We start from the raw sequence: 22657 nt of genomic DNA on the forward strand, positions 1-22657 counted from the left end.
CGGGTAATCCACAGACAGCCGTCTGACCGCGAATTCGCCCGGCGACCTTCCGGGCCACACCACCAGCCCGCGCCCACCACTGACATTCCTCCCCCGTGAAGTGGCCCACCCCCAGCCACTGGTTCCCCGGAAAGCGAGACTCATGACCGCCATCGATCCCACCGCCCACCTGACCGACGAACAGATCGAGGAGCTCGGCCGCGAGCTCGACGCGATTCGCGAAGAAGTCATCGCGAGCCGCGGTGAGAAGGACGCGGCCTACATCCGCAAGGTCATCTCGATCCAGCGCAAGCTGGAGCTGACCAGCCGCGGCATCCTGCTGTTCTCGCTCTTCCCGCCGGCGTGGATCATCGGCACCGCCGGCCTGTCCGTGGCGAAGATCATGGACAACATGGAGATCGGGCACAACATCCTGCACGGCCAGTGGGACTGGATGCGCGACCCGAAGATCCACTCCACCACCTGGGAGTGGGACCACGTCTCGCCGGCCGAGCAGTGGAAGCACTCGCACAACGAGCTGCACCACACGTACACCAACGTGATCGGCAAGGACAACGACCTCGGCTACGGCATCATGCGCGTGGACGAGGACCAGAAGTGGCACCCGATGCACCTGGGCCAGCCGCTGTGGAACTTCATCAACGCGTGCTTCTTCGAGTACGGCATCGCCGCGTACGACCTGGAGCTCGGCAAGAACCTGCACAAGCGCCGCCGCAACCGCCCCGAGTTCCGCGCGCGTGCCGCGGCCGTGGGCCGCAAGATCCGCAAGCAGGTGCTCAAGGACTACGTGATCCACCCGCTGCTGTCGGGCCCGTCGTTCCTGACCACGCTCGCCGCGACGTTCACCGCGAACCTGGTCCGCAACATCTGGTCGCACTCGGTGATCATGTGCGGGCACTTCCCCGAGGGCGTGCAGACCTTCGAGCGCCGCTCGATCAAGGGCGAGACGCGCGGCCAGTGGTACCTGCGCCAGATGATGGGCTCCGCGAACATCAGCGGCAGCAAGGCCATGCACTTCATGACCGGCAACCTGTCGCACCAGATCGAGCACCACCTGTTCCCGGACCTGCCGAGCAACCGGTACGCCGAGGTCGCGGTCAAGGTGAAGGCGCTGTTCGAGAAGTACGAACTGGACTACGTGACGGGTCCGCTGCCCAAGCAGGTCTTCTCGGCGTGGCACAAGGTGTTCCGCCTGTCGCTGCCGAACCGCAAGCCCAAGGTCAAGACGCCGGCCAAGGACAAGGAACTGGTCGCCGCCTGAGACGGGCAATGGTTCAGATCTTTCGGCCGTACCGGCGACACCGCCGGATTCGGTGAGATTCCTTCGTAGGGCCCGAGTTCCACCCCTGCTGCTTCATCGGGCCCTCCGACGGAGGAACTCATGCGAAGGGTCTACCTCGTCACGGCCACCCTGCTCATGGCCGCGACGATCTACACGCCTGCCTCGAACGCGGCTCCTGCCGCCGCGGCGATCACCGAGACCGTCTACGTCGAGTCCACGACCGACAGTGACGCGGACGGCAAGCTCGACCGGATCGCCGCCGACGTCATGCGGCCGGACACGGCCGAACGCGTGCCGATCGTGATGGAGGCCAGCCCCTACTACGGGCTGGGCGCGGCCGCCGCGACGGCGACGAACGTGCCGCGCGGCTTCGGCCGCTGGTACGACGAGTACTTCGTGCCGCGCGGGTACGCCGTCGTCGAGATGGAGATGCAAGGCACCTCTCGCTCGACCGGCTGCCCGACCACGGGCGGTCCCGAGGACACCGCGAGCGTCCGCGCGGTCGTCGACTGGCTCAACGGCCGCGCCAAGGCGTTCTACGCGGACGGCCGCCAGGCGGTCGCGAGCTGGAGCACCGGCAACGTCGGCATGCTCGGCGTCTCCTACAACGGCACGCTGCCCAACGCGGCGGCCGCGGCGAACATCCCCGGTGTGAAGACGATCGTGCCGATCGCCGCGATCTCCAGCTGGTACGAGTACGCCCGTGACCAGGGGATCGGCTACAAGGGCTGGGAGTCCAACTACCCGGCCTTCCTCGCCGACTACGTCGTGAGCGCGGCGCAGAAGGCGAAGTGCAAGCCGGTGTTCGACAAGCTGTCCCGTGAGGACGGCGACGAGTCCTACGACTACACGTCGTTCTGGAAGGCCCGCGACTACCGGGTGGGCGCGCAGAACGTGTCCGCGTCGGTGTTCGCGGTGCACGGCCAAGCGGACTGGAACGTCAAGCCGTCGCAGTTCGGCCGCTGGTGGGAGGAACTGGCGGACCGGAACGTGCCGCGCAAGATCTGGCTGCACCGGGGCGGGCACCTCGACCCGATCTCGTTCCGCCAGACCGAGTGGCAGCGCGTCATGGGTCTGTGGATGGACCACTGGCTCAAGGGCGCGGACAACGGGATCATGAACGAGCCCATGGCCGACGTGCAGAAGCCCGACGGCAGCTGGGAACAGGCCGCCTCATGGCCGCGGCCGGACACGAAGGACACCACGCTGTACTTCGGCCCGGCGTCCGGCGGCATGTCCGGTTCGCTGACCACCGCACCGGTTTCGGGTGGCACGCAGACGCTGGTCGCGAACGCGAACATCAGCGAGGCGACCATGATGGCCGGCCCGGAGACTGCGAACACACGACGGCTGGCCTACGTGACGGCACCGCTCACGAGGGACGCACGCTTGTCCGGTGAGGTCAGCCTGACCGTCCGCATCGCGTCGAACCGGGCGTCGACGCCGCTCACGGCGTTGCTGGTGGACTACGGCCCGAGCACGCAGGCCGTGCTGTCCGAACGCAGCCCGCTGCAGCTGTCCCAGGAGGTGTGCGGCAAGAACGACCTGCGCGACAAGACCGGCTGCGCGCGTCCGCCGGACGTGTCGATCCAGGCGGTCTCGGCGACGATGCTGACCAAGGGCGCCGTCGACGCCAAGAACCGGTTGTCGCTCGAGACCGCGACCCCGTTGCCCACCAACGGGTCCACCGCGGACGTCACCTGGAAGCTGCACGCTCGTGACGCGTTGATCCCGGCCGGGCACCGGATCGGGATCGTGCTCGTCACGAACCACAACGCCTACCTCGCCTCGGACTCGGCGGCGAGCGGTGTGTCGCTGAAGGTGTCGCTGGGTGTCAGCAAGGTGGTGCTGCCGATCGTCGGCGGTGCGCTGAACAAGTGATGACGAGCCGGGGCCTGCGGACTTCACAGTGCGCAGGCCCCGGCGTCGTTAGGGTGGCGCGATGCTCCTGGCCGCCATCCCCAGTCCGATCCAGGGCGTCTGGCACCTCGGTCCGATGCCGATCCGCGCTTACGCGTTCTGCATCATCGCCGGCATCCTCGTCGCCGCCTGGCTGACCGAACGCCGCTACGTGCAGCGCGGCGGCAGGCCCGGTGTCATCAACCAGATCGCCACCTGGGGCGTGCCGTTCGGCATCGTCGGCGCCCGGCTCTACCACGTGGCCACGTCCTGGCAGCCGTACTTCGGCCCCGGTGGCAGTCCCGTTCGCGCCCTCTACATCTGGGAGGGCGGCATGGGCGTCTGGGGCGCGATCGCACTCGGCGCGCTCGGAGCCTGGATCGGCGCGAAACGCGCCGGCGTCGCGTTGCCTCCGCTCGCGGACGCGGCAGCACCGGGAATCCTGCTGGCACAGGGGATCGGCCGTCTCGGCAACTGGTTCAACAACGAGGTGTACGGCGGCCCGACCGACCTGCCGTGGGCGCTCACGATCCACGAGTGGGACCAGGACGCGGGCCGCGCGGTGATCGGTTCGGACGGAGCGCCTGTGGTGCTCGGGACGTTCCACCCGGCGTTCCTGTACGAACTGCTGTGGACCTTCGCCGCGGCGGCCGTGGTGATCTGGGCGGACCGCCGGTTCCAGCTCGGGCACGGCCGCGCGTTCGGGCTGTACGTCGTGCTCTACACGCTGGGCAGGCTGTGGATCGAGGCGCTGCGCATCGACGCGGCGAACACGATCCTCGGCCTGCGGCTGAACATCTGGACCTCGTTGGTCCTCGGTCTGGGCGCCGCCGCGCTGACGGTGTGGTCGGCACGGCGGCATCCGGGCCGGGAGGACCTCAGGTCAGCTCCGGCGCCGAGTTCTGCGCCTCTGCCCGCAGACGCGGCGCCCGGACGGCCCGTTGAGGACCGATCGTCATCGTCCTGACCTCACCTGGTCGGCGTTGGTGACCACGAAGCTCGGGCAAGATCGATCGCATGAGCGACTACGACACCGTGGCCGAGGCGTACGACCTGGACAACGAGACGAGTCTGCAGAACGCCTACTACGAGCGGCCCGCGACGCTGGCGCTGGCCGGGGACGTGACGGGGCGGCGGATCCTCGACGCGGGCTGCGGTGCCGGCCCGCTGTTCGCGGCGCTGCGCGAGCGGGGTGCGGTCGTGAGCGGCATCGACGTGAGCGCGGGCATGGTGGAGCGGGCGCGGGTTGCGCCTCGGTGCGGACGCCGACGTGCGGGTCGCGGACGCCGGCGGCCCGCTGCCGTTCGCGCACGGGAGTTCGACGACGTCGTCGCGTCCCTGGTGTTGCACTACCTGCGGGACTGGGGGCCGGCCCTCACCGGGTTCCGGCGGGTGCTGCGAACCGGCGGCCGGCTCACCGCGTCGGTCAACCACCCCACCGCCGAGTACGTCATCGAACGGATGCAGGGGCGCAGGCCCGACTACTTCGCGGTCTACTCGCAGGCGGGGACGTGGCCGGTGGGTGATCAGACGGTCGAGGTGACGTTCTGGAACCGGCCGCTGCACGCGATGACGGACGCGTTCGCCGCGGCCGGGTTCCGGATCTCCTCGATCAGCGAGCCGCCGCCGTTGCCGGAGGCCCGCGACCTGTTCCCCGGGGAGTTCGCGCACTACGCGGACGCCCCGAACTTCCTGTTCTTCGCCCTTCAGGCGGACTGAGCGATCACCGCGGTGACGGTGACGTCCACCCACTTACCGATCATGAAGCTGGGCGCGCGTATGCCCAGCGTCCTGCGATCCAGCCGGGCCGTCGCGGTCAGCACCGCTTCACGTCCGTCCAGGGAGGACAGCTCGACCGTGCCGGCGAGCTCCGTCTCGGTGCCCCTGGCGGCCAGCGTGCCGGTGACGTGCCAGCCGGTGCCCTCGGTCCGCGCGGACGTCGCGATGAACGTCATCACGGGGTGCCGGTCCAGGTCCAGCAGGCCGGGTTTGCGCAGGTCCTTGTCGCGTTTGGCTTTACCGGTGTCGATGGCGCCGAGGTCCAGGGTGCCGTGCACGGCGAGCAACGTGCCGTCGGTGCCGATCTCGACGGTGCCCGCGGTGACGGGCACGGTCCCGTGTGCCTTGCGGCCGAGGTTGCCCACCTGGAACGACGCGGTGCTGCGGCTCAGGTCCGCCTGCCACACGCCGGCGGCTAGTGCTCGCGTGGCGGTCATGACTGCGCGCCGTCGTACTCGAAGACCTCGAGCACCGGGTAGATCTCGACGCGGTCCGCGCCCGGCAGCAGCGCCGCGTCCTCGCCGGGCAGCAGGCGCGTGCCCATGATCGCCTTCTGGGTGTCGATCAGCGCCTGCTCGGACTCGGCGATCGACAGCACGACCTCCGACCCGTCGGCCCGGCGCAGCACGTAGGTCCTGATGTTGCCCGGCACCTTCATGGCCGCCGGCGCGATCCGCTGCTTCGCCGCGAAGTCCGCGGCGGCGAGCTGTTCGGGACCGCGGGGGCCGTCGAAGTAGGTGAGCTGCGCGTACATGGTCGCCTCCTTTGGTGGTGCACCGAGTCTCGGCTCGTGCGGCGCGACACGGATCCGTGCCAGTACGGAGTCCGGTACCGAACCACCACCGGTCGGCGATACTCCCGGCGTGGAGGACGCCCCGATCTTCGGCCGCGACCGCGAACTGGCCTCGCTGCGGGCGGGCCTCGTCGCGGCGGCGGGTGGCGCCGGCCGCCTCGTGCTGGTCGGCGGCGAGGCGGGCATCGGCAAGACCCGGCTCGCCACGGCCGTCGCCGCTATGGCCGGCTCGTACGGCATCCCGGTCGCACGCGGCCACGCCGTCGACGACCCCGGCATGCCGCCGTTGTGGCCGTGGCGCCGCCTGGCACGTTCGCTGCCCGCGCTGCACCGCGTGCTCTGCGACGCGCACTCCGGCACGGACGACTCGGCCCGCTTCGCCCTGCTCGCCGACGCGGCGGACGCCCTGGTCACCGAGGCCGAGCCGGGCGGGCTGCTGCTCGTGCTGGAGGACCTGCACTGGGCCGACCGCACGTCGTTGCGCCTGCTGGCCCACCTGGCCACCGAACTGCCCGCCTCCCGGATCCTGGTCGTCGCGACCTACCGCGAAGCCGAGTTGTCCGAGCTGATGCGCGCCCCGTTCACCCGCGCGGTGCAACTCCGAGGTCTGACCCGTGGCGACGTGGCCGGGTGGGTGCGCTCCGCCACGGACGAATCGGATCCGGAGTCGGTGGCGGCACGGCTCGTGGACGGCACCGGCGGCAACCCGCTGTACGTGCGCATGCTGCTCGACAGCGGCGAGGTCGCGGGACACCAGGAGCTGCACCGGCTGGTGTTGTCGAAGCTGGACCGGCTGTGTCCGCGCGCCCGTGACGTGCTCGGCGTGGCCAGCGTCCTGGGGGAGCGGATCGACCCCGCGCTGCTCGCGGCCGTCACCGGGGAGGATCCCGCCGCACCGCTCGACGACGCCGTCGCCGCCAAGGTCCTGCAGGCCGACGACGGGTCGCTGGCCTTCACGCACGCTCTCGTGCGGGACGCCGTGTACGAGGACCTGGCGCCGTCCGTGCGGGCGGAGCTGCATCGGCGTTGCGCGCTGGCGCTCGCCGCCAGCGGTGGTGCGCCGGGACGGATCGCGACTCACTGGCACCGGGCCGGTGGAGCGGACGCCGCCGCGGAGTGCACGAGGTGGGCGACGGAGGCGGCGAGAGCGGCCACCGCGGAACTCGCCTACGATGAAGCAGCCGGGTTCGCGGCGCTCGCACTGGCAACAGCCGAGGAGAAGACGGCGGAACTCACCCTCGGCCTCGCCCGAGCCGAGTTCCTCGCGGGAGACACCCAGAGCAGCCTCGCCCACTGCCGCACGGCCGCTCGCCTGGCCCAGGAGGCCGGCGCGCCCGAGCTGATGGCGGAGGCCGCCCTCGTGATCACCGGCCTGGGCGACCGCTCGCTGCTGGCCGCGGTGGACCAGCTCTGCGTGACCGCGCTGCGGCACGTCGCGGAGGAGGCCACCGCGACCAGGGCCCGGCTGCTGGCCCGCCGGGCGATGGCGGCCACCACGACCGGTGCGGCGGAACGGGCGCGCGAGTTGTCCGCGGCGGCGCTGGAACTCGCCGTGCGCAGCGGTGATCCGGACGCGGAACTGGACGGCATCCACGCGCGGCACCTCACCCTGTGCGCCCCGCAGTTCAGGGACGAACGGGTCGAGCTCGCGAACCGGGCCGTCGAGCTGGCCGGGACCGCACGGCAGCCGCACGCCGAGCTGTGGGGCCACGTCTGGCTGGTCGACGCGGCGATCCAGGCGGGCGACCTGGCCGAGGTGGACCGGCAGCTGGACCTGATCGAGCAGTTCGCGACATCGCGGCAGCACGGAGTGGCCTGGTGGCACCTGCACCGGTTGCGGGCCACGCGGGCGGCGCTGGTCGGGCAGTTGCAGAAGGCGCGGGAGTGCAACGAGACGGCTCGTGCCGTGGCCGAGCGGATGGGGGTTTCTGCCGCTACGGGCATGTACCACGCGTTCCGCAACGAGCTGGCGCAGCTGGTCGGCGGCATCGACGAGGAGACGGCGCGGGAGGTGTTCGACGTGATCGCGCTGGTCGGTGACATCCCGCTGGCCCGCGTCTACGTGCCGTTCCTGCACGCGATCCTCGGGCAGACCGACGAGGCCCGGGCGACGTTCGAGGAGTTCCGGTCGATGCCGGCGACGCTGGAGGCCGGGCCGACGTGGGCTCCGCTGGTCGGGCAGATCGGCGTGGTCGCCTGCATGCTGAACGACGCCGAGACGGCGGCGAGCGTCTACTCGGTCCTGTCCACATTGGACCCGTGCTTCGCCGCGGACGGATCGGGCGCGGTGTTCTCCACCGCCGCCACACCGCGGTTGCTCGGCGACCTCGCCATGACCTGCGGCCGGACGGAGGTCGCGGCCGGGCACTACCGGCTGGCCCTGGAGATGAACGCCCGCATCGGCGCCCGGCCGTTCGCCGCGCTGAGCAGGCTCGGCCTCGCCAGGGCCCTGACCGACCTGAGCGCGGCCCGCACGCTCGCGGCCGAGGCGGCGGCCGAGTTCCGCGCGCTGGACATGCCGATCCGCCTGGCCGAGGCCGACCGGCTCCTCAGGCAGATCGGTGCCGCGGAACAAGCGCGGGACCCGTTGTCACCGCGCGAGTCCGAGGTCGTGGACCTGGTCGCGCAGGCCCTGACCAACCGCCAGATCGCTACCCGCCTGCACCTGAGCGAACGCACCGTCGAGACCCACGTGCGCAGCGTGCTGGCCAAGCTGGGGTTGCGCACCAGGACCGAGATCGCCGCGTGGGAGCTCACGCGCCGGGCGTGACCAGGCCCGTCTCGTAGGCGAGGACGACGGCCTGCGCGCGGTCGCGCAACTCCAGCTTCGCGAAGATGCGGGCTACGTGCGTCTTGACCGTCGCCTCGCTCAGGGTGAGATGACCGGCGATCTCCGAGTTCGACCGCCCGCTGCCGACGAGCGTGAGCACCTCACGTTCCCGTGGCGTCAACGCGGCCAGATCCCGGTGCACGGCCGGAACGGAGACACCGGAGGCGAACCGTTCCACCAGCCGGCGCGTGATCGACGGCGCGAGCAGGGCGTCCCCGGTCTCGATCAGCCGCACGGCCGCGACGAGGTGCTCGGGCGTGACGTCCTTGAGCAGGAACCCGCTCGCACCGGCCGCGAGCGCCTCGTACACGTACCGGTCGAGGTCGAACGTCGTCAGCATCAGCACCCGGCAGTCACCCGGCTCCCGCACGATCCGCCGGCACGCCTCCAGCCCGTCCATCCCCGGCATGCGGATGTCCATCAGCACGACGTCCGGCCGCAGGTCGCGCACCGCCGTCACCGCCTCGGCCCCGTCCGCCGCCTCGCCGACGACCTCGACGCCGCCGGAGCCCAGGATCATCCGGAACCCGATGCGCACGAACGCCTGGTCATCCGCGATCACCACCCGCGGCCCGCTCACGGCCGCTCGACCGGGATCTTGGCCCGGACGCGGAACCCGCCGCCGAGCCGCCTGCGCGCGTCCAGGTCGCCACCCAGGGCCGCCACCCGCTCGCGCAGCCCGAGCAACCCGCGCCCCTGTCCGTCCTCGAAGGACACCCGGTCGCCGGACAACGCGCTGGGCCCCGAGTTCAGCACCTCGACGCGCAAGTGGTGCTCCGCGTACCGGACCGTCACCTCCGCCTGCCGCCCGTCGCCGTGCTTCAACGCGTTCGTCAGCGCCTCCTGCACGATGCGGTACGCCGTCAGGTCGACACCGGACGGCAACGGCCGCGGCTCACCGGAGACGCGCACCTCCACCGGCAGGCCCGCGAAGCACATCCGGTCCACGAGCGAGCTCAGCCGGCTCAGACCTGGTTGCGGCTCCAACAGATCATCGCTGTCGGCCGACGGCGCGAGCAGGCCGAGCATGTGCCGCAGCTCGGTCATCGTGTCGCGGCCCGCGCTCTCCACCGCCAGCAACGCGTCGGCCGCCTGGCCGGCACCGGTCGAGAGCACCCGCCGCGCCGCTCCTGCCTGCACGACCATCACGCTCACGTTGTGGCTCACGATGTCGTGCAGCTCCCGCGCGATCCGGGCACGTTCGGCGTCGACGGCGCCACGGGCGGCGGACTCCCGTTCCCGCTCCAGCAACCAGCCTCGTTCCTCCACCGCACGGGTGTACGCGCGCCGCGCCCCCGCCAGCCGCACCGCGAAGTACGCGGCGGCCAGGCAGGCGACGACGGCCACCACCAGCTCCCACACCGTTCCACTGTCCCAGAGCGGCGATCACCCGCGCGTCAAACCCCGGATGCAGGCCCTACACCCACAGGATGACGGTCCCGCCGAGTTACCTCCGCAGACTGACGCCCCCGAACGCGTGGCTGAGCAGGATGGCCGCCATGCAGAACGCAGACGCCGTCGTCGAGCTGACGAACGTGCGCAAGGAGTACAGCGACTCGACAGCGCTGGACGGGGTGTCGCTCACCGTCCGCGCCGGGGAGGCCGTCGCGGTGATGGGACCGTCCGGCAGCGGCAAGTCCACGCTGCTCAACATGATCGCGGGCCTCGACCGGCCGACGGCGGGACAGGTGGTGGTGCACGGCACCGACCTCGGGAAGCTGAACGAGACCGGCCTGGCTCTGTTCCGCCGCAGGGGCGTCGGCATGATCTTCCAGTTCTTCAACCTGCTGGACGACCTCTCGGCGCTCGACAACGTCGCCCTCGCCGCCCAGCTCACCGGCACCAAGGCCGGTCAGGCCCGCAAACGCGCGCTGGAACTGTTCGGTGAGCTCGGTATCTCCAGCCGCAGGAACATCTACCCCGCACAGCTCAGCGGCGGCGAACGGCAGCGCGTCGCGGTGGCGCGGGCGTTGATGAACCGCCCGGCCCTGCTGCTCGCCGACGAACCGACCGGCGCGCTCGACAGCAGGTCCGGCGAGCAGGTCATGGACCTGCTGCTCGACCTCAACCAGATCGGCCAGACGCTGCTGCTCGTCACCCACGACGAACGCCTCGCCACCCGTTGCGCGACGAGGCTGATCGAGGTCGCCGACGGCCGCATCGCCCGCGAGAACAGCCTGGAGCGGGCATGACCGCGGTGTGGTCGGCGGCCTGGGCGGCAGTCCTGCGCAGGAAGCTGCAGACGATCGTGATCGCCGTCGTGGTCTGCGCCGCCAGTGCGACGCTCGTGATGGCACTCGGCCTGCTGGACGCGGCGGCCGCGCCCTTCGACCGGGCCTTCGGCACCCAGCAGGGCGCGCACCTGGCCGCCCAGTACGACGCGGACGAGGCGACCGGCTTCACGAACCCGGCCGCACAGGCCACCGCCGGACCGTTCCGGCAGGCCACTGTGGACACTTCGGAGGGCGAGGTCTTCCTGGGCGCGCTCACCGTCGTCGGACGGGCCGACCCCGGGGGACAGGTCGACCGGCTGGCGGTGTCGCAGGGCAGGTGGGCCACCGGCTCCGGGGAGATCGTCCTCAACCGCACACCGGGTGCCGACGGCCGGATCGGCCTCGGGTTCCGGGTAGAGCTGCCAGGACGCCCGGCGCTGACCGTCGTCGGGTTCGCCCACTCGGTCACGGGATCCGCCGACGCCTGGGTCACGCCCGAGCAGGTCGAGGCGCTGCGGCCGGACTCTTTTCAGGTGCTTTACCGGTTCGCCCACGCCGGCACGGCCGCCGAGATGGCCGCGGCGACGGCGGGCGTGCCGCGCGACGGGCTGCTCGGCACGCTCTCGCACCTCACCGTGAAGGACAAGGCGACTTCCGAGCTCGGCGTGTTCATCCCGTTCCTGATGATCTTCGGGATCCTCGGGCTGGCCGTCGCGGTGCTGATCGTCGCGAACGTCGTGAGCGGCGCCGTCGTCGCGGGACTGCGGCACATCGGCATGCTCAAGGCGATCGGCTTCACCCCGAACCAGGTCATGGCCGTGTACCTGGTGATGGTCTCGGCACCGGCGGTCGTGGGCTGTGTGCTCGGCACGGTCGCGGGCAACTTCCTCACCAAACCGGTCGTGCAGGACGCGGTGGAGGGCTTCGGCGTCGACGAGCTGAGCTTCGCGCCGTGGGTGAACCTCGGCGCCGCGCTGGGCATGCCGTTGCTGGTGGCGTCGGCCGCGCTCGTCCCGGCACTGCGGGCACGCGGGCTCCCGGCGGCGCGGGCGATCAGCGCGGGCACGACCGCGCACACCGGGCGGGCGCTGCGCGTCCAGCGCTGGCTGGGCGGTACGGGGTTGCCGCGGTCGGTCAGCCTCGGCCTCGGGATGCCGTTCGCCCGCACCGCCCGCAGTGCGCTGACGCTGGCCTCGGTCGTGCTCGGCGTCATGACGGTGACTCTCGCGGCCGGCGTGACGATGTCGATGACGGCCTACAACGACGCCGTCCGGCCGCACTTCACCGATCGCGTCGAGTTGATGGCCGGACCACCGCCGGGGGCACCCGCCTTCCGTCCGGAGGGCGTGGAGGAGCCGGCCGCGACACTGGGCGACGCCGAGGACGAGTCGATGCTGCGCTCTTTGCCCGGCACGACGGCGGTTCTCGCCGAGACACAACTCGACGCGGAGGTCGCGGGCGGCACCCAGAGGGCCACGATCCTGTTCTACCGCGGTGACGTCTCCGCACTCGGTCCGCGGGTGCTGACCGGGCACTGGCCGGACGGACCGGGACAGGTCGCGGTGCCGTCGAGGTTCCTGAACCAGCGCGGGCTCGCCGTCGGCGACACGATCACCGTGCAGGCACGGGGAAACCGGACGCAGGTGAAGATCGTCGGCGTCGTGCTGACGAACAACGCCGACGAGATCTTCGCCGGCTGGTCCACTGTGGACGTCCTCGCACCGGGCGCCCGTGCCGCCTCGTACCTGGTGCAGATGGCCACCGGCACCGACCGCGACGCCTACACCGCCGCCGTGAAGGCCACGGATCCGGGACTGCGCGTCCTGCCGCCGCGCGACGGCACGTCGTCGACCGCCGTGATCATCATCAGCGCGGCCGTCGTGCTGACGCTGGTGCTGGGCGCGGTCGCCGCTCTCGGGGTGTTCAACACCGTCGTCCTCAACGCCCGCGAACGGCGCCGCGACCTGGGCATGCTCAAGTCGATCGGCATGACCCCGCGCCAGGTCACCGTGCTGCTCGTGACGTCCATGGGCGCCCTGGGAGTGCTCGGCGGACTGGTCGGGGTGCCCGTCGGCGTCGCCGTGCACCAGGTCGTCGTGCCTTTGATGGCGCACGCGGGCCAGGCCGACGCCGTCGACATCCTGATGAACGTCTACCACGCGCCGCTGCTCGCACTGCTGGCCCTCACCGGCGTCGTCATCGCCGTGCTGGGAGCCGTCGTGCCGGCCAGGGGAGCGGCGCGCCTCTCGATCGCCACCGTCCTGCACAACGAATAGGGGGATCACCAATGCGCAGGTTCATCGCGTTATCACTTGTGGTGGCAGGAGTTCTAGCCACCAGTCCACCCGCGGTCGCCGGTGGGGGCACGCTGATCAGACGGACCTCCTACGGCATCCCGCACGTGCTCGCCGACGACTACCGCGGTGCGGGCCAAGGCCTCGGGTACGCGTTCGCGCAGGACAACGCCTGTGTGATGGCCGAGATCGTCGTGACGCTGGCGGCCGAGCGGTCCCGCTGGTTCGGGCAGGAGAACGAGGCCAGTGATCTCTACTACCAGCGGCTCAACCAGTCCTCGGTGGTCGAACGGCAACTCGCCCGCGGCCCGTCGAAGCAGGCGAAGGACCTGGTGCGCGGGTACGTGGCCGGCTTCAACCGCTACCTCACCGAGAACGGCCTGCCCACCGCCTGCGCGGCCTACGCGCGGCCGATCACCGAGATCGACGTCTGGCGGCGCGTCCACCAGGTGGCCGGGCTCACCGGCAGCGAAGGGTTCCAGGAGCAACTCGTGTCGGCGCAGCCTCCGGGATCGGCGGTCACCGCGCCCGCCCGCGTCGCGACGGAACGCCCCGGCAGCAACGGCATCGCCCTCGGCAGGGACGCGACGGTGCCGGGCACCGGCATGGTGCTCGGCAACCCGCACTTCGACTGGGACGACACCTGGCGCTTCTACCAGCACCACCTCACGATCCCCGGTGAGCTCAACGTCAGCGGCGCCGGCCTGTACGGCGTGCCGGTCGTCAACATCGGCCACAACGACAGGCTCGGCTGGACCCACACGGCGTCCGAGGCGCAGACGATCACGCTCTCGAAGCTCACGCTCGTCCCCGGCGACCCGACCAGCTACGTCGTGGACGGCAAGGCGCACCGCATGATCGCCGAACAGGTCACCGCCGGCGGCACCACGAGAACCCTCTACCGCACCCCGGACGGCCCGGTGGTCGAGGACGACCGCGCGTTGCAGTGGACGGACACCAGCGCGTTCGTCCTGCGCGACGCCAACCACGGCAACCTGCAGGTCGTCGACCAGTGGCTCGCCATCGCCCGCGCCCGCAGCGTTTCCGACCTGCACAAGGCTCTTGTGCGTCACCAGGCCCTGCCGTGGGTCAACACGCTCGCCTCGGACGCCACCGGCACCGCCTACTTCGGTGACGTCCAGGTGGTCCCGCACGTGACCGACGAGCAGCGAACCCGGTGCGACGCCGACACACCCATCGGTCTGGTGGTCCTCGACGGCAGCCGGTCGGACTGCGGCTGGGGCACCGACCCCGACGCCGTGACACCGGGCAGGTTCGGCCCAGGCCGGTTGCCGCACCTGATCCGGCGCGACCACGTGAGCAACATGAACGACAGCGCGTGGCTCGCCAACCCGGCCGCACCGCTGACCGGCTACCCGTCGATCGTCGGCGACGTGGGCACCGAACGTTCCGCGCGCACCCGCGTGGGCCTGGACATGATTGGTACCAACGACTTCACGCTGTCCACTCTGGAATCCGCGATGGTCGGCAACCGCAACCTCACCGCCGAACAGGGCAGGGCCGCCGTCGTGGCGATGTGCCAGGCGAACCCGTCCCTGCCCGCGAACGACGGTCAGCTCGTGGACGTCCGCACGGCCTGCGCGGCGCTCGCTGCCTGGCCGGGAACCGGTGACACCGGCGAATGGAGCCGCGGCGCGTACTTCTGGCGGTCGTTCCTGACGTTGACCGGTCGCCCCGGCACCAGCCTGTGGCAGGTGCCGTTCGACCCGGCCGACCCCGTCCACACCCCGCGCGGCATCAACGCGAACGACCCCGGGGTCCAGCGGGCCTTCGCCGAGGCGGTGCGGATGTTCGCGGCCGCCGGAGTCGCGGTGGACGTGCCACTCGACGCCGTGCAGCAGTACGAGGGCATCCCGATCCACGGGTGCCGCGGCCCGGAAGGCTGCTTCAACGTCATCTCGGTGCCCGGCCCGCCCAGGCCGGACATGGATCCCGGCATCCCGCACGGCACCAGTTTCGTGATGGCGGTGGAGCTGACGAGGAACGGCCCGCGGATGAGCTCGATGCTGGTCTACGGCCAGTCCGCGGACCCGGCCTCGCCGCACCACACCGACCAGGCCCGGCTGTACGCGAAGAAGCAGTGGGTCAAGGGGGAGTTCACCGAACGGGAGATCGCGGCCAACCCGGATCTCAGCGTTCGCCGTCTCCGCTGAACTCGCCTTGCCGTCCGGCGCCGCCCGCGAACCGGGCGGCGCCGGCGACCCCTTCCCGTGCCACGATCGGCACGCCCGCCGCACCTTCCGCCCGCAACGCGTCCGCCAGCGGCAGGTCCAGCCCGCCGTAGGTGGACGCCCGGTCGGCCAGCACGCACTCGAACGGGAACCCGGCGATCTGCCCGGCCAGCTCCAGCGCCGCCGCCACCGCCTGCCCCGGCTCGACCACCCGGTTCGCCAGCCCGATCGCCAGTGCCTCCTCGGCGTGCACCGGCCGGCCGGTCAGGATCAGGTCCAACGCCCGCCCCAGTCCCACGATCCGGGGCAACCGCACGGTCCCGCCGTCGATCAACGGCACGCCCCACCGCCGGCAGAACACCCCGAACACGGCGTCGCTCTCGACCACTCGCAGGTCGGCCACCAGCGCCAGCTCCAGCCCGCCCGCCACCGCGTACCCGCTGACGGCCGCGATCAGCGGCTTGCTCAGCCGCAACCGGGTCGGCCCCATCGGCCCGGCCCCACCGCCCGAGGGGTCGAGCTCGTTGCGCCGGGCCGGATCTCCGACAGAGGTCAGGTCCGCCCCGGCGCAGAACGTCCCGCCCTCGCCGGCGAGCACCGCCACCCGTTGCGACGGGTCCGCCTCGAACGCCAGGAACGCGTCCCGCAGCGCGGCGGCCATCGGCCCGTCGACCGCGTTGCGCCGGTCCGGGCGATTCATCCTGATCAACGTCGTCGTGCCGGTGATCTCCACCATGACGTCCATGTGACCTCCGTGATCAGCAGTGGCGTTCGGCGCGCCGCTGGCGTCTACTGACACGATGCCAATCGTCTCTCCCGGTTTCACCGGGCGACGCCAGTCACCGGACGTGCAGTTGCCGCCCGGCCAGTACCTGGCAGAGGACTTCCCGGTCCTCACGGCGGGGCCGACGCCGCGCGTGACGACCGACCGGTGGCAGTTCACGATCAACACCGAGGCCGGTCAGCGCTACGACTGGTCGTGGCAGCAGCTGATGGAGCTGCCCGCGGAGAAGATCACCACGGACATCCACTGCGTGACCAAGTGGTCCAAGCTCGGCACCCGCTGGAAGGGCGTCTCGCTGGACGTGCTGCTGGAGGACGTCGAGACGGCCGCCGACTACGCGCTCGTCCAGTCCTACGGCGGCTACACCACGAACCTGCCGCTGGAGGACCTGGTCGACGGCCAGGCGTGGGTCGCGTACCGGTACGACGGCGACGAGCTCACGCCCGAGCACGGCGGGCCGGCGCGCTTGCTGGTGCCGCACCTGTACTTCTGGAAGTCGGCGAAGTGGGTCCGCGGGATCCAGTTGCTGCTCGAGGACGAACCCGGCTTCTGGGAAAGCGCGGGCTACCACGACTACGGAGACCCATGGCGCGAGCAGCGGTACCAGGGCGACTGACCTGGCGGGTGGCCGAACTGGCCGGGGCCACCGACATCACGAAGAGCGCGCGCGGCCTGGTGTTCGACGTGCCCGGCTGGCCGGGACACCTGCCGGGCCAGCACGTCGACGTGCGCCTGACCGCCGAGGACGGCTACTCGGTGCAGCGCAGCTACTCGATCTCCTCCGCACCGGACGGGGAGCGGTTCGAGCTGAGCGTGCAGCGCGTCGAGGACGGAGAGGTGTCGCCGTACCTGTGCGACGTGCTCTCGCCCGGCGACCAGATCGAGCTGCGCGGCCCGGTCGGCGGCTGGTTCGTCTGGCGTGCGACCGACCAGGCACCGGTGACGCTCGTGGCGGGCGGGTCGGGCATCGCACCGTTGATGGCGATGATCCGCACGCGGGCCGCGGAGGGCAGCAGGGTGCCGTTCCGGCTGATCTACTCGGTGCGCACGCCCGAGGACGTCTACTACGCCGACGAGCTGCGGAGGCGCGCCCGTGAGGACAGTGGCCTCGACGTCCACCTCGTGCACACCCGACAAGCCCCGGAAGGCTCACCCGAGCCACCGGGACGCCTGGGTCTCGCGACGCTCAACACCCACGCCTGGCCCGCCGACTTCACCCCGAACGTCTTCGTGTGCGGACCGACCGGGTTCGTCGAGACGGTGTCCGACATCTTCGTCGCGCTGGGCCACGACCCCCGCCGCGTCCGCACCGAACGCTTCGGCTGACAGGAGAGCACCGATGAGCCATGTGGACGGGAACGCGCTGGCGGGGGACCTCCGCGAGATCTTCGCGGTGGACCTGACCGTCGCGACCGGGCAGTGCTCGGGCTGCGGGTACAAGGGTCCGGTGGCGAGCCTGCGCGTCTACCAGAACGCGCCGGGCATCGTCGCGCGGTGCCCGCACTGCGACGAGGTCGTGCTGCGGCTGGTCCGCGGACGCGACCGCGCGTGGCTGGACCTGCGCGGCACGGTGAGCCTGGAGATCCCGCTGCCGTGAGGAAGGCGATGAACCTGGCCTGCCAGGCGGTGCTGTTCGACATGGACGGCGTGCTGACCGACTCGACGCTCTCCGCCGAACGCGCGTGGACGCAGTGGGCGCACGAGTTCGGCGTCGACCCGGAACAGGTCCTGCGCGGCCTGCACGGCCGTCGTGCCACGGATACCGTCCGCATGCACGTGCCCGCCTCCGCGCACGCCGGCGCGTTGCGGCGGATCAACGAGATCGAGGTCGCCGACGCCGGCTCGACCGCGCCGATCCCCGGAGCCCGCGAGCTGGTGGACTCGCTGCCGGGGAACTGGGCGGTGGTCACGTCCGCTCCGCCCGAACTGCTCGCGGTCCGGCTGGCCGCGGTGGGGATCCCGTTGCCGTCCGTGGTCATCAACGGCGACGACGTGACGCACGGCAAGCCCGACCCCGAGGGCTACCTGAAGGCGGCGGGCAAGCTCGGGCTGCCGATCGGGGAGTGCGTCGTCTTCGAGGACAGCGGCAACGGCGTCGCCGCGGGTCTCGCCGCCGAGGCCGCCACCGTGGTCGGCGTCGGCTCCGGTGCTCTGCACACACCCGCGCCGATCGTCGTGCCTGACCTGCGGGCCGTCCGGTGGACCGGGCACGGCATCGAGGTCACCGAGGACCTCCGCGCCTCGTAACGTCCCGGAAACCTGTCCGGTTTGACATGCCCGATACCTCCGTTCGGCCGTAGCCCGGTTGTTGAATCGTGTGCGTTGATGTGTGGGAGCGCTCTTACAACGTTGTAAAAACGAAGGGGATCTTCGCTGATGAAGAAAGCCGCCCCCGTACTCGTCGCTCTGCTGCTGGCGTTGGGCATAGCGCCCGGACTGCCGTCCGCGGGTGCCGCCGAGCCCGTGCACGGTCTGAAGGGCGAGTACTTCAGCATGTCGGCACCGGGCGCGCGGGACTTCGCGACCCTGGGTGGCACCGTGCTGGACGCCGACATCAACCAGGGTGACCTGACCGGCGTCTTCGGGTTCCTCAACGGCCGCACCGAACACACGACGGCCCGCTGGACCGGGCAGATCGCGGTGCCGCAGACCGGCGACTACACGTTCCACGCCGTCGGGGACAACGGTTTCCGGCTGCTGATCGACGGCAAGCCGGTGATCGACCACTGGGTGCCCGACTGGGACCGCGAGCAGACCAGCGCCCCGGTGACACTCACCGCAGGGCGCCAGTACGACTTCAAGCTGGAGATGTTCCAGGACGTCGGCGGCGCCAACATGTTCCTGCGCTGGTCGAGCGCGACCACGCCGAAGCAGATCGTGCCGGAGTCCGCGTTCACGCCGCCGTCCGGCTTCCAGGTCGTGCCGCGCACGGCCGGGGTCTCGAAGGACGGCCGGACCCTCACCGCGGAGTTCGACGGCCGCGTCTCGGGTACGGCGGACCTGAAGGACCACCTGGTGGTCGAGGTCGACGCGACGCCGATGCCGGTCTCGGTCGTCACCACGAGCCGCGACCGACTCACCGTCCGGCTGGCCGAGCGGGTGCTGAAGGGCCAGCGGGTCCGCGTCTACTACGACGGCGCCGGCGCGCTCGCGGTCGACGGCAAGAAGGTCGCGAAGACCGCGCGCACGGTCGGCAACGTCTCCACCGAACGGCTCAGGACGCCGTGGGGCGAGAAGGTCGACACGCGCAACCCGTTGCCGGAGTACCCGAGGCCGCAGCTGGAACGCGACAAGTGGCTCAACCTCAACGGTCCATGGGAGTTCGCGGGCGCCAAGGCCGGCGAGCAGCCGGTGTTCGGGAAGAAGCTGCGCGAGAAGGTCGTCGTGCCGTACCCGATCGAGTCGCAGCTCTCCGGGCTCGAGCGGCACGAGGACCACATGTTCTACCGCCGCACGGTCAGCGTCCCGCACGACTGGCGGATCGGTTCCGGGCAGCGGCTGAAGCTCAACTTCGGCGCGGTCGACTACCACGCGAAGGTCTGGGTGAACGGCAAGCTCGTCGCCGAGCACACCGGCGGCTACACGGCGTTCAGCGCGGACATCACCGACGCGCTCAAGCGCGGTGAGCAGGAGATCGTCGTCGCGGTCACCGACACCACCGGCCCGCACCAGCCCAAGGGCAAGCAGTCGCCCAACCCCAGCGGCATCTTCTACACGCCGTCGTCGGGCATCTGGCAGACCGTGTGGATGGAACCGGTGGCCGACCAGGGCATCGACGAGATCAAGACGACCCCGGACCTCGCCACCGGTTCCCTGGCGGTGACCGTCAAGTCCGCCGGCAACGCCACCGTCACCGCGGTCGCCCGTGACGCCAAGGGCAAGCAGGTCGGCACGGTCACCGGACCGGCCAACACCAAGCTGACGCTGCCGGTGCCGAACCCGCACCTGTGGACGCCGGACGACCCGTACCTCTACAAGCTCGACGTCACGCTGGGCAAGGACAAGGTCAAGAGCTACTTCGGCATGCGCTCCACCGGGGTCGCGAACGTCGGCGGCACGCCGAAGCTGACGCTCAACGGCCAGCCGATCTTCTCGCTGATGCAGCTGGACCAGGGCTTCTACCCGGACGGCCTGAACACCGCGCCGAGTGACGAGGCCCTCGTGTTCGACCTGAAGGCGCAGAAGGACCTCGGGTTCAACTCCGTCCGCAAGCACATCAAGGCCGAACCCGCCCGCTGGTACTACCACGCGGACCGGCTCGGACTGCTGGTGTGGCAGGACTTCGTGTCCGTCGAGGACGGCAACAGCCCAGTGGCACAGCAGGCTTTCCTCAACGAGAGCCGCGAGTTGATGCAGCAGTTGCACAACTACCCGTCGATCTACGCGTGGATCGTGTTCAACGAGGGCTGGGGCGAGTGGGACCGCACCGTCACCGGCCAGATCACCGACGACGTCAAGGCGGCCGACCCGAGCCGGGTCGTCAGCGCGCACAGCGGCGTGAACTGCTGCGCCTCCAAGGGCGACAGTGGCAAGGGTGACGTCATCGACCACCACGACTACAACAACACCGACCCGGCGCGTCCGGACGGCAAGCGCGTCGTGATGGACGGCGAGCACGGCGGGTTCACGCTGCGCACGCCGGGACACCAGTGGCCCGGTGCGCCGATCGCGATCTACAGCGGTGTGGCGAACAAGGCGGCGCTGACGGCGAAGTACGTCGACAACACCCGCACGTTCTACCTGGGCCAGGCGCGCCAGGAGATGTCCGCGTCGGTCTACACCCAGGTCACCGACCTGGAAGGCGAGCTCAACGGCCTGTGGACCTACGACCGCAAGCGCATCAAGGTCGACCCCGGTCCCGTCCGCGAGATCAACCGGCGGGTGATCGAGGCCGGGGCCAACGCCGGCAAGCCGTACCCGTACGCGGGCAGCGGCGAGTGGAAGCTGAACGAGACCGCGGGCACGACCGCGAAGGACTCGAAGGGCGCCAACCCGCTGACGCTCAGCCCGGCCGGCGCCACCTGGAAGGACGGCGCGCTGGAACTCCGCAACGGCTCGGCGGAGACCTACGGCCCGGTGGTCGACACCACCAAGGACTACACCGTGTCCGCCAAGGTGCGGCTGGACGAACTGCCCGGCAACTACGCCTCCGCGGTGAGCCAGGACGGCCGTCAGGCGGAGAACCCCTTCTACCTGCAGTACGGCCAGGGCGCGTTTGCGTTCAGCACGCCCGGTGGCAACCGGGCGCGCTACGAGATCACGCCGGAGATCGGCCGCTGGTACGAGATCAAGGGTGAGCGCAAGGGAAGCGAGATCCGGCTCTACGTGGACGGTGCGCTGGTCGCCACGGCACCGGCGGGACCGGCCGTCGAGAGCACCGGCGCGTTCGCGGTGGGACGCGCCAAGTACAACGGCCAGAACGTGGACTTCTGGCGAGGTGCGATCAAGGACGTGGTCGTCACCTCTTGATGTTGGGAGAACGCTCTCCGAACGTGGTACAACCGGTGTATGAGCAGGGTCGCACCCACGTTGGAGGACGTCGCCAGAGTCGCGGGCGTGTCCCGCGCGACGGTGTCCCGGGTCGTCAACGGGACGCGCAACGTCGATCCTGAGCTCCAGGAGACGGTGCGTAACGCGATCGAGCAGACCGGGTACACGCCCAACCGCGTGGCCCGGTCTCTCGTCACGCGCCGCACTGGCACGGTCGCGCTGGTGATCTCCGGCGCGGGCGGGGGATCGGACGTGTTCAGCGACCCGTTCTTCGGCCGGGTGACGGCCGGTGTCGTCGACTTCCTGCGCGGCCACGGCGTGCACCCGGTGCTCATGCTCGCCGACTCCGACCACGCCCGGACCGAGGTCGTCGAGTTCCTCAGACAGGGCAGCGCCGACGGCGCGCTGCTGGTGTCCACCCACCCCGCCGACCCGCTGCCCTCCCGGCTGCTCGAAGCCGGGGTCCCCTCGGTGCTCTACGCGCGGCCCGGCAGGCCGATGCCGATCGGGTACGTCGACATGGACCACCGCGCCGGCGGGCGGCTGGCCGCGGACCACCTGGTCGCCGCGGGGCGGTACAACATCGCCACCATCTCCGGCCCGATGGACGTCCTGGCGAGCCAGGACCGGCACGCCGGCTTCCGCGACGCCATGGCCCGCCACGGTTTCCCGTACGTCCCGACCGTCGAGGGCGGCTTCACCGCCGAAAGCGGCGCGGCCGCGATGCACCGGCTCCTCACCGAGTGCCCCGACCTCGACGCCGTGTTCGCCGCGAACGACCTGATGGCGCAGGCGGCCGTGGACGTGCTGCTGGAACACGGGCTGCGCGTGCCGGAGGACGTCGCCGTGGTCGGGTTCGACGACAGTGCGCCGGCCCTGGCCTGCCGCCCACAGCTCACCACGATCCGGCAGCCGGTGGAGCGGATGGCCGCGCAGATGGCCGACCTGCTGCTCGCGGACCTGGAAAAACCGGGACAACGGCCGAAATCCGTCATCTTCGAACCGGAACTCGTCGTACGGGCCTCTGCCTGATTGACCTGTTCGACACCCGGCGTTAACGTCCCTTGGGAGAGCGCTCTCACGCCCCTGTCCAAGGCTTTC

General features: G+C 70.9%; 19 protein-coding genes. 14 read left to right on the plus strand and 5 right to left on the minus strand.

The genetic code is table 11. The features are described from left to right. Nucleotides 1–142: 142 nt before the first annotated feature. The 4 genes from LX88_RS20155 to LX88_RS20170 all read left to right on the plus strand — a co-directional run bounded on the left by LX88_RS20155 (nucleotide 143) and on the right by LX88_RS20170 (nucleotide 4900). The gene (locus tag LX88_RS20155) at nucleotides 143–1261 is read left to right on the plus strand and encodes a fatty acid desaturase family protein (RefSeq protein ID WP_258949327.1); all 1119 of its coding nucleotides are present in this window, start codon (nucleotides 143–145) and stop codon (nucleotides 1259–1261) included. 120 nt (nucleotides 1262–1381) lie between these two features. Further along, on the plus strand, nucleotides 1382–3163 hold the full coding sequence (locus tag LX88_RS20160; RefSeq protein WP_258949328.1) for a CocE/NonD family hydrolase: 1782 nt from the start codon (nucleotides 1382–1384) through the stop codon (nucleotides 3161–3163). A gap of 61 nt (nucleotides 3164–3224) precedes the next feature. Further along, complete coding sequence (gene lgt / locus LX88_RS20165) at nucleotides 3225–4148, plus strand: prolipoprotein diacylglyceryl transferase (RefSeq protein WP_258949329.1); 924 nt, start codon at nucleotides 3225–3227, stop codon at nucleotides 4146–4148. Nucleotides 4149–4198: 50 nt separating this feature from the next. Then, entirely contained in the window at nucleotides 4199–4900 is a 702-nt protein-coding gene (locus tag LX88_RS20170) for a class I SAM-dependent methyltransferase (protein ID WP_258949330.1), read from the plus strand. Here the strand turns inward: LX88_RS20170 and LX88_RS20175 are convergent. Further along, entirely contained in the window at nucleotides 4888–5397 is a 510-nt protein-coding gene (locus LX88_RS20175) for a YceI family protein (protein WP_258949331.1), read from the minus strand. The genes LX88_RS20170 and LX88_RS20175 overlap by 13 nt on opposite strands. Then, nucleotides 5394–5714 (minus strand): hypothetical protein, encoded by a 321-nt coding sequence (locus LX88_RS20180; protein ID WP_258949332.1) that lies wholly within the window; start codon nucleotides 5712–5714, stop codon nucleotides 5394–5396. The genes LX88_RS20175 and LX88_RS20180 overlap by 4 nt, the downstream gene beginning before the upstream one ends. A 109-nt stretch (nucleotides 5715–5823) precedes the next feature. Here LX88_RS20180 and LX88_RS20185 point away from each other — a divergent pair, with 109 nt between their 5' ends. Further along, the gene (locus tag LX88_RS20185; protein WP_258949333.1) at nucleotides 5824–8523 is read left to right on the plus strand and encodes an ATP-binding protein; all 2700 of its coding nucleotides are present in this window, start codon (nucleotides 5824–5826) and stop codon (nucleotides 8521–8523) included. Here LX88_RS20185 and LX88_RS20190 read toward each other — a convergent pair. Both LX88_RS20190 and LX88_RS20195 read right to left on the minus strand, forming a co-directional pair. Next, nucleotides 8507–9163 (minus strand): response regulator, encoded by a 657-nt coding sequence (locus LX88_RS20190; protein WP_258949334.1) that lies wholly within the window; start codon nucleotides 9161–9163, stop codon nucleotides 8507–8509. The genes LX88_RS20185 and LX88_RS20190 overlap by 17 nt on opposite strands. Then, a complete protein-coding gene (locus LX88_RS20195; protein WP_258949335.1) occupies nucleotides 9160–9945 on the minus strand; it encodes a sensor histidine kinase in 786 nt (261 codons plus the stop codon). The genes LX88_RS20190 and LX88_RS20195 overlap by 4 nt, the downstream gene beginning before the upstream one ends. Before the next feature lie 137 nt (nucleotides 9946–10082). Between LX88_RS20195 and LX88_RS20200 the strand changes: the two genes are divergently transcribed. Genes LX88_RS20200 through LX88_RS20210 form a run of 3 tightly spaced genes read left to right on the plus strand, consistent with a single transcriptional unit; the run spans nucleotide 10083 to nucleotide 15264 of the window. After that, a complete protein-coding gene (locus tag LX88_RS20200; protein WP_258949336.1) occupies nucleotides 10083–10775 on the plus strand; it encodes an ABC transporter ATP-binding protein in 693 nt (230 codons plus the stop codon). Next, nucleotides 10772–13072, plus strand: coding sequence for an FtsX-like permease family protein (locus LX88_RS20205; protein ID WP_258949337.1), 2301 nt, complete (start codon nucleotides 10772–10774; stop codon nucleotides 13070–13072). Before LX88_RS20200 ends, LX88_RS20205 begins: the two co-directional genes overlap by 4 nt. 11 nt (nucleotides 13073–13083) lie before the next feature. Then, complete coding sequence (locus LX88_RS20210) at nucleotides 13084–15264, plus strand: penicillin acylase family protein (RefSeq protein ID WP_258949338.1); 2181 nt, start codon at nucleotides 13084–13086, stop codon at nucleotides 15262–15264. On the opposite strand, the gene LX88_RS20215 is transcribed toward LX88_RS20210, so the two are convergent. Next, nucleotides 15242–16027 (minus strand): crotonase/enoyl-CoA hydratase family protein, encoded by a 786-nt coding sequence (locus tag LX88_RS20215; protein WP_258949339.1) that lies wholly within the window; start codon nucleotides 16025–16027, stop codon nucleotides 15242–15244. The two genes, LX88_RS20210 and LX88_RS20215, sit on opposite strands and share 23 nt — an antisense overlap. Before the next feature lie 55 nt (nucleotides 16028–16082). Here LX88_RS20215 and LX88_RS20220 point away from each other — a divergent pair, with 55 nt between their 5' ends. From LX88_RS20220 to LX88_RS20245, 6 genes are all read left to right on the plus strand, one after another. Next, a complete protein-coding gene (locus LX88_RS20220) occupies nucleotides 16083–16682 on the plus strand; it encodes a sulfite oxidase-like oxidoreductase (protein WP_258949340.1) in 600 nt (199 codons plus the stop codon). After that, the gene (locus LX88_RS20225) at nucleotides 16652–17392 is read left to right on the plus strand and encodes a ferredoxin reductase (RefSeq protein ID WP_258949341.1); all 741 of its coding nucleotides are present in this window, start codon (nucleotides 16652–16654) and stop codon (nucleotides 17390–17392) included. The genes LX88_RS20220 and LX88_RS20225 overlap by 31 nt, the downstream gene beginning before the upstream one ends. Nucleotides 17393–17405: 13 nt before the next feature. Further along, nucleotides 17406–17663, plus strand: coding sequence for a DUF6510 family protein (locus tag LX88_RS20230; RefSeq protein ID WP_258949342.1), 258 nt, complete (start codon nucleotides 17406–17408; stop codon nucleotides 17661–17663). Continuing rightward, on the plus strand, nucleotides 17660–18313 hold the full coding sequence (locus LX88_RS20235) for an HAD-IA family hydrolase (RefSeq protein ID WP_258949343.1): 654 nt from the start codon (nucleotides 17660–17662) through the stop codon (nucleotides 18311–18313). Before LX88_RS20230 ends, LX88_RS20235 begins: the two co-directional genes overlap by 4 nt. Before the next feature lie 129 nt (nucleotides 18314–18442). Then, nucleotides 18443–21535 (plus strand): PA14 domain-containing protein, encoded by a 3093-nt coding sequence (locus LX88_RS20240; protein WP_258949344.1) that lies wholly within the window; start codon nucleotides 18443–18445, stop codon nucleotides 21533–21535. Between the two features lie 39 nt (nucleotides 21536–21574). Then, nucleotides 21575–22588, plus strand: coding sequence for a LacI family DNA-binding transcriptional regulator (locus LX88_RS20245; protein WP_258949345.1), 1014 nt, complete (start codon nucleotides 21575–21577; stop codon nucleotides 22586–22588). The last annotated feature ends 69 nt before the right edge of the window (nucleotides 22589–22657 follow it).

It is taken from the genome of Lentzea californiensis (assembly GCF_024648825.1).
Classification (GTDB): Bacteria; Actinomycetota; Actinomycetes; order Mycobacteriales; family Pseudonocardiaceae; genus Lentzea; species Lentzea californiensis.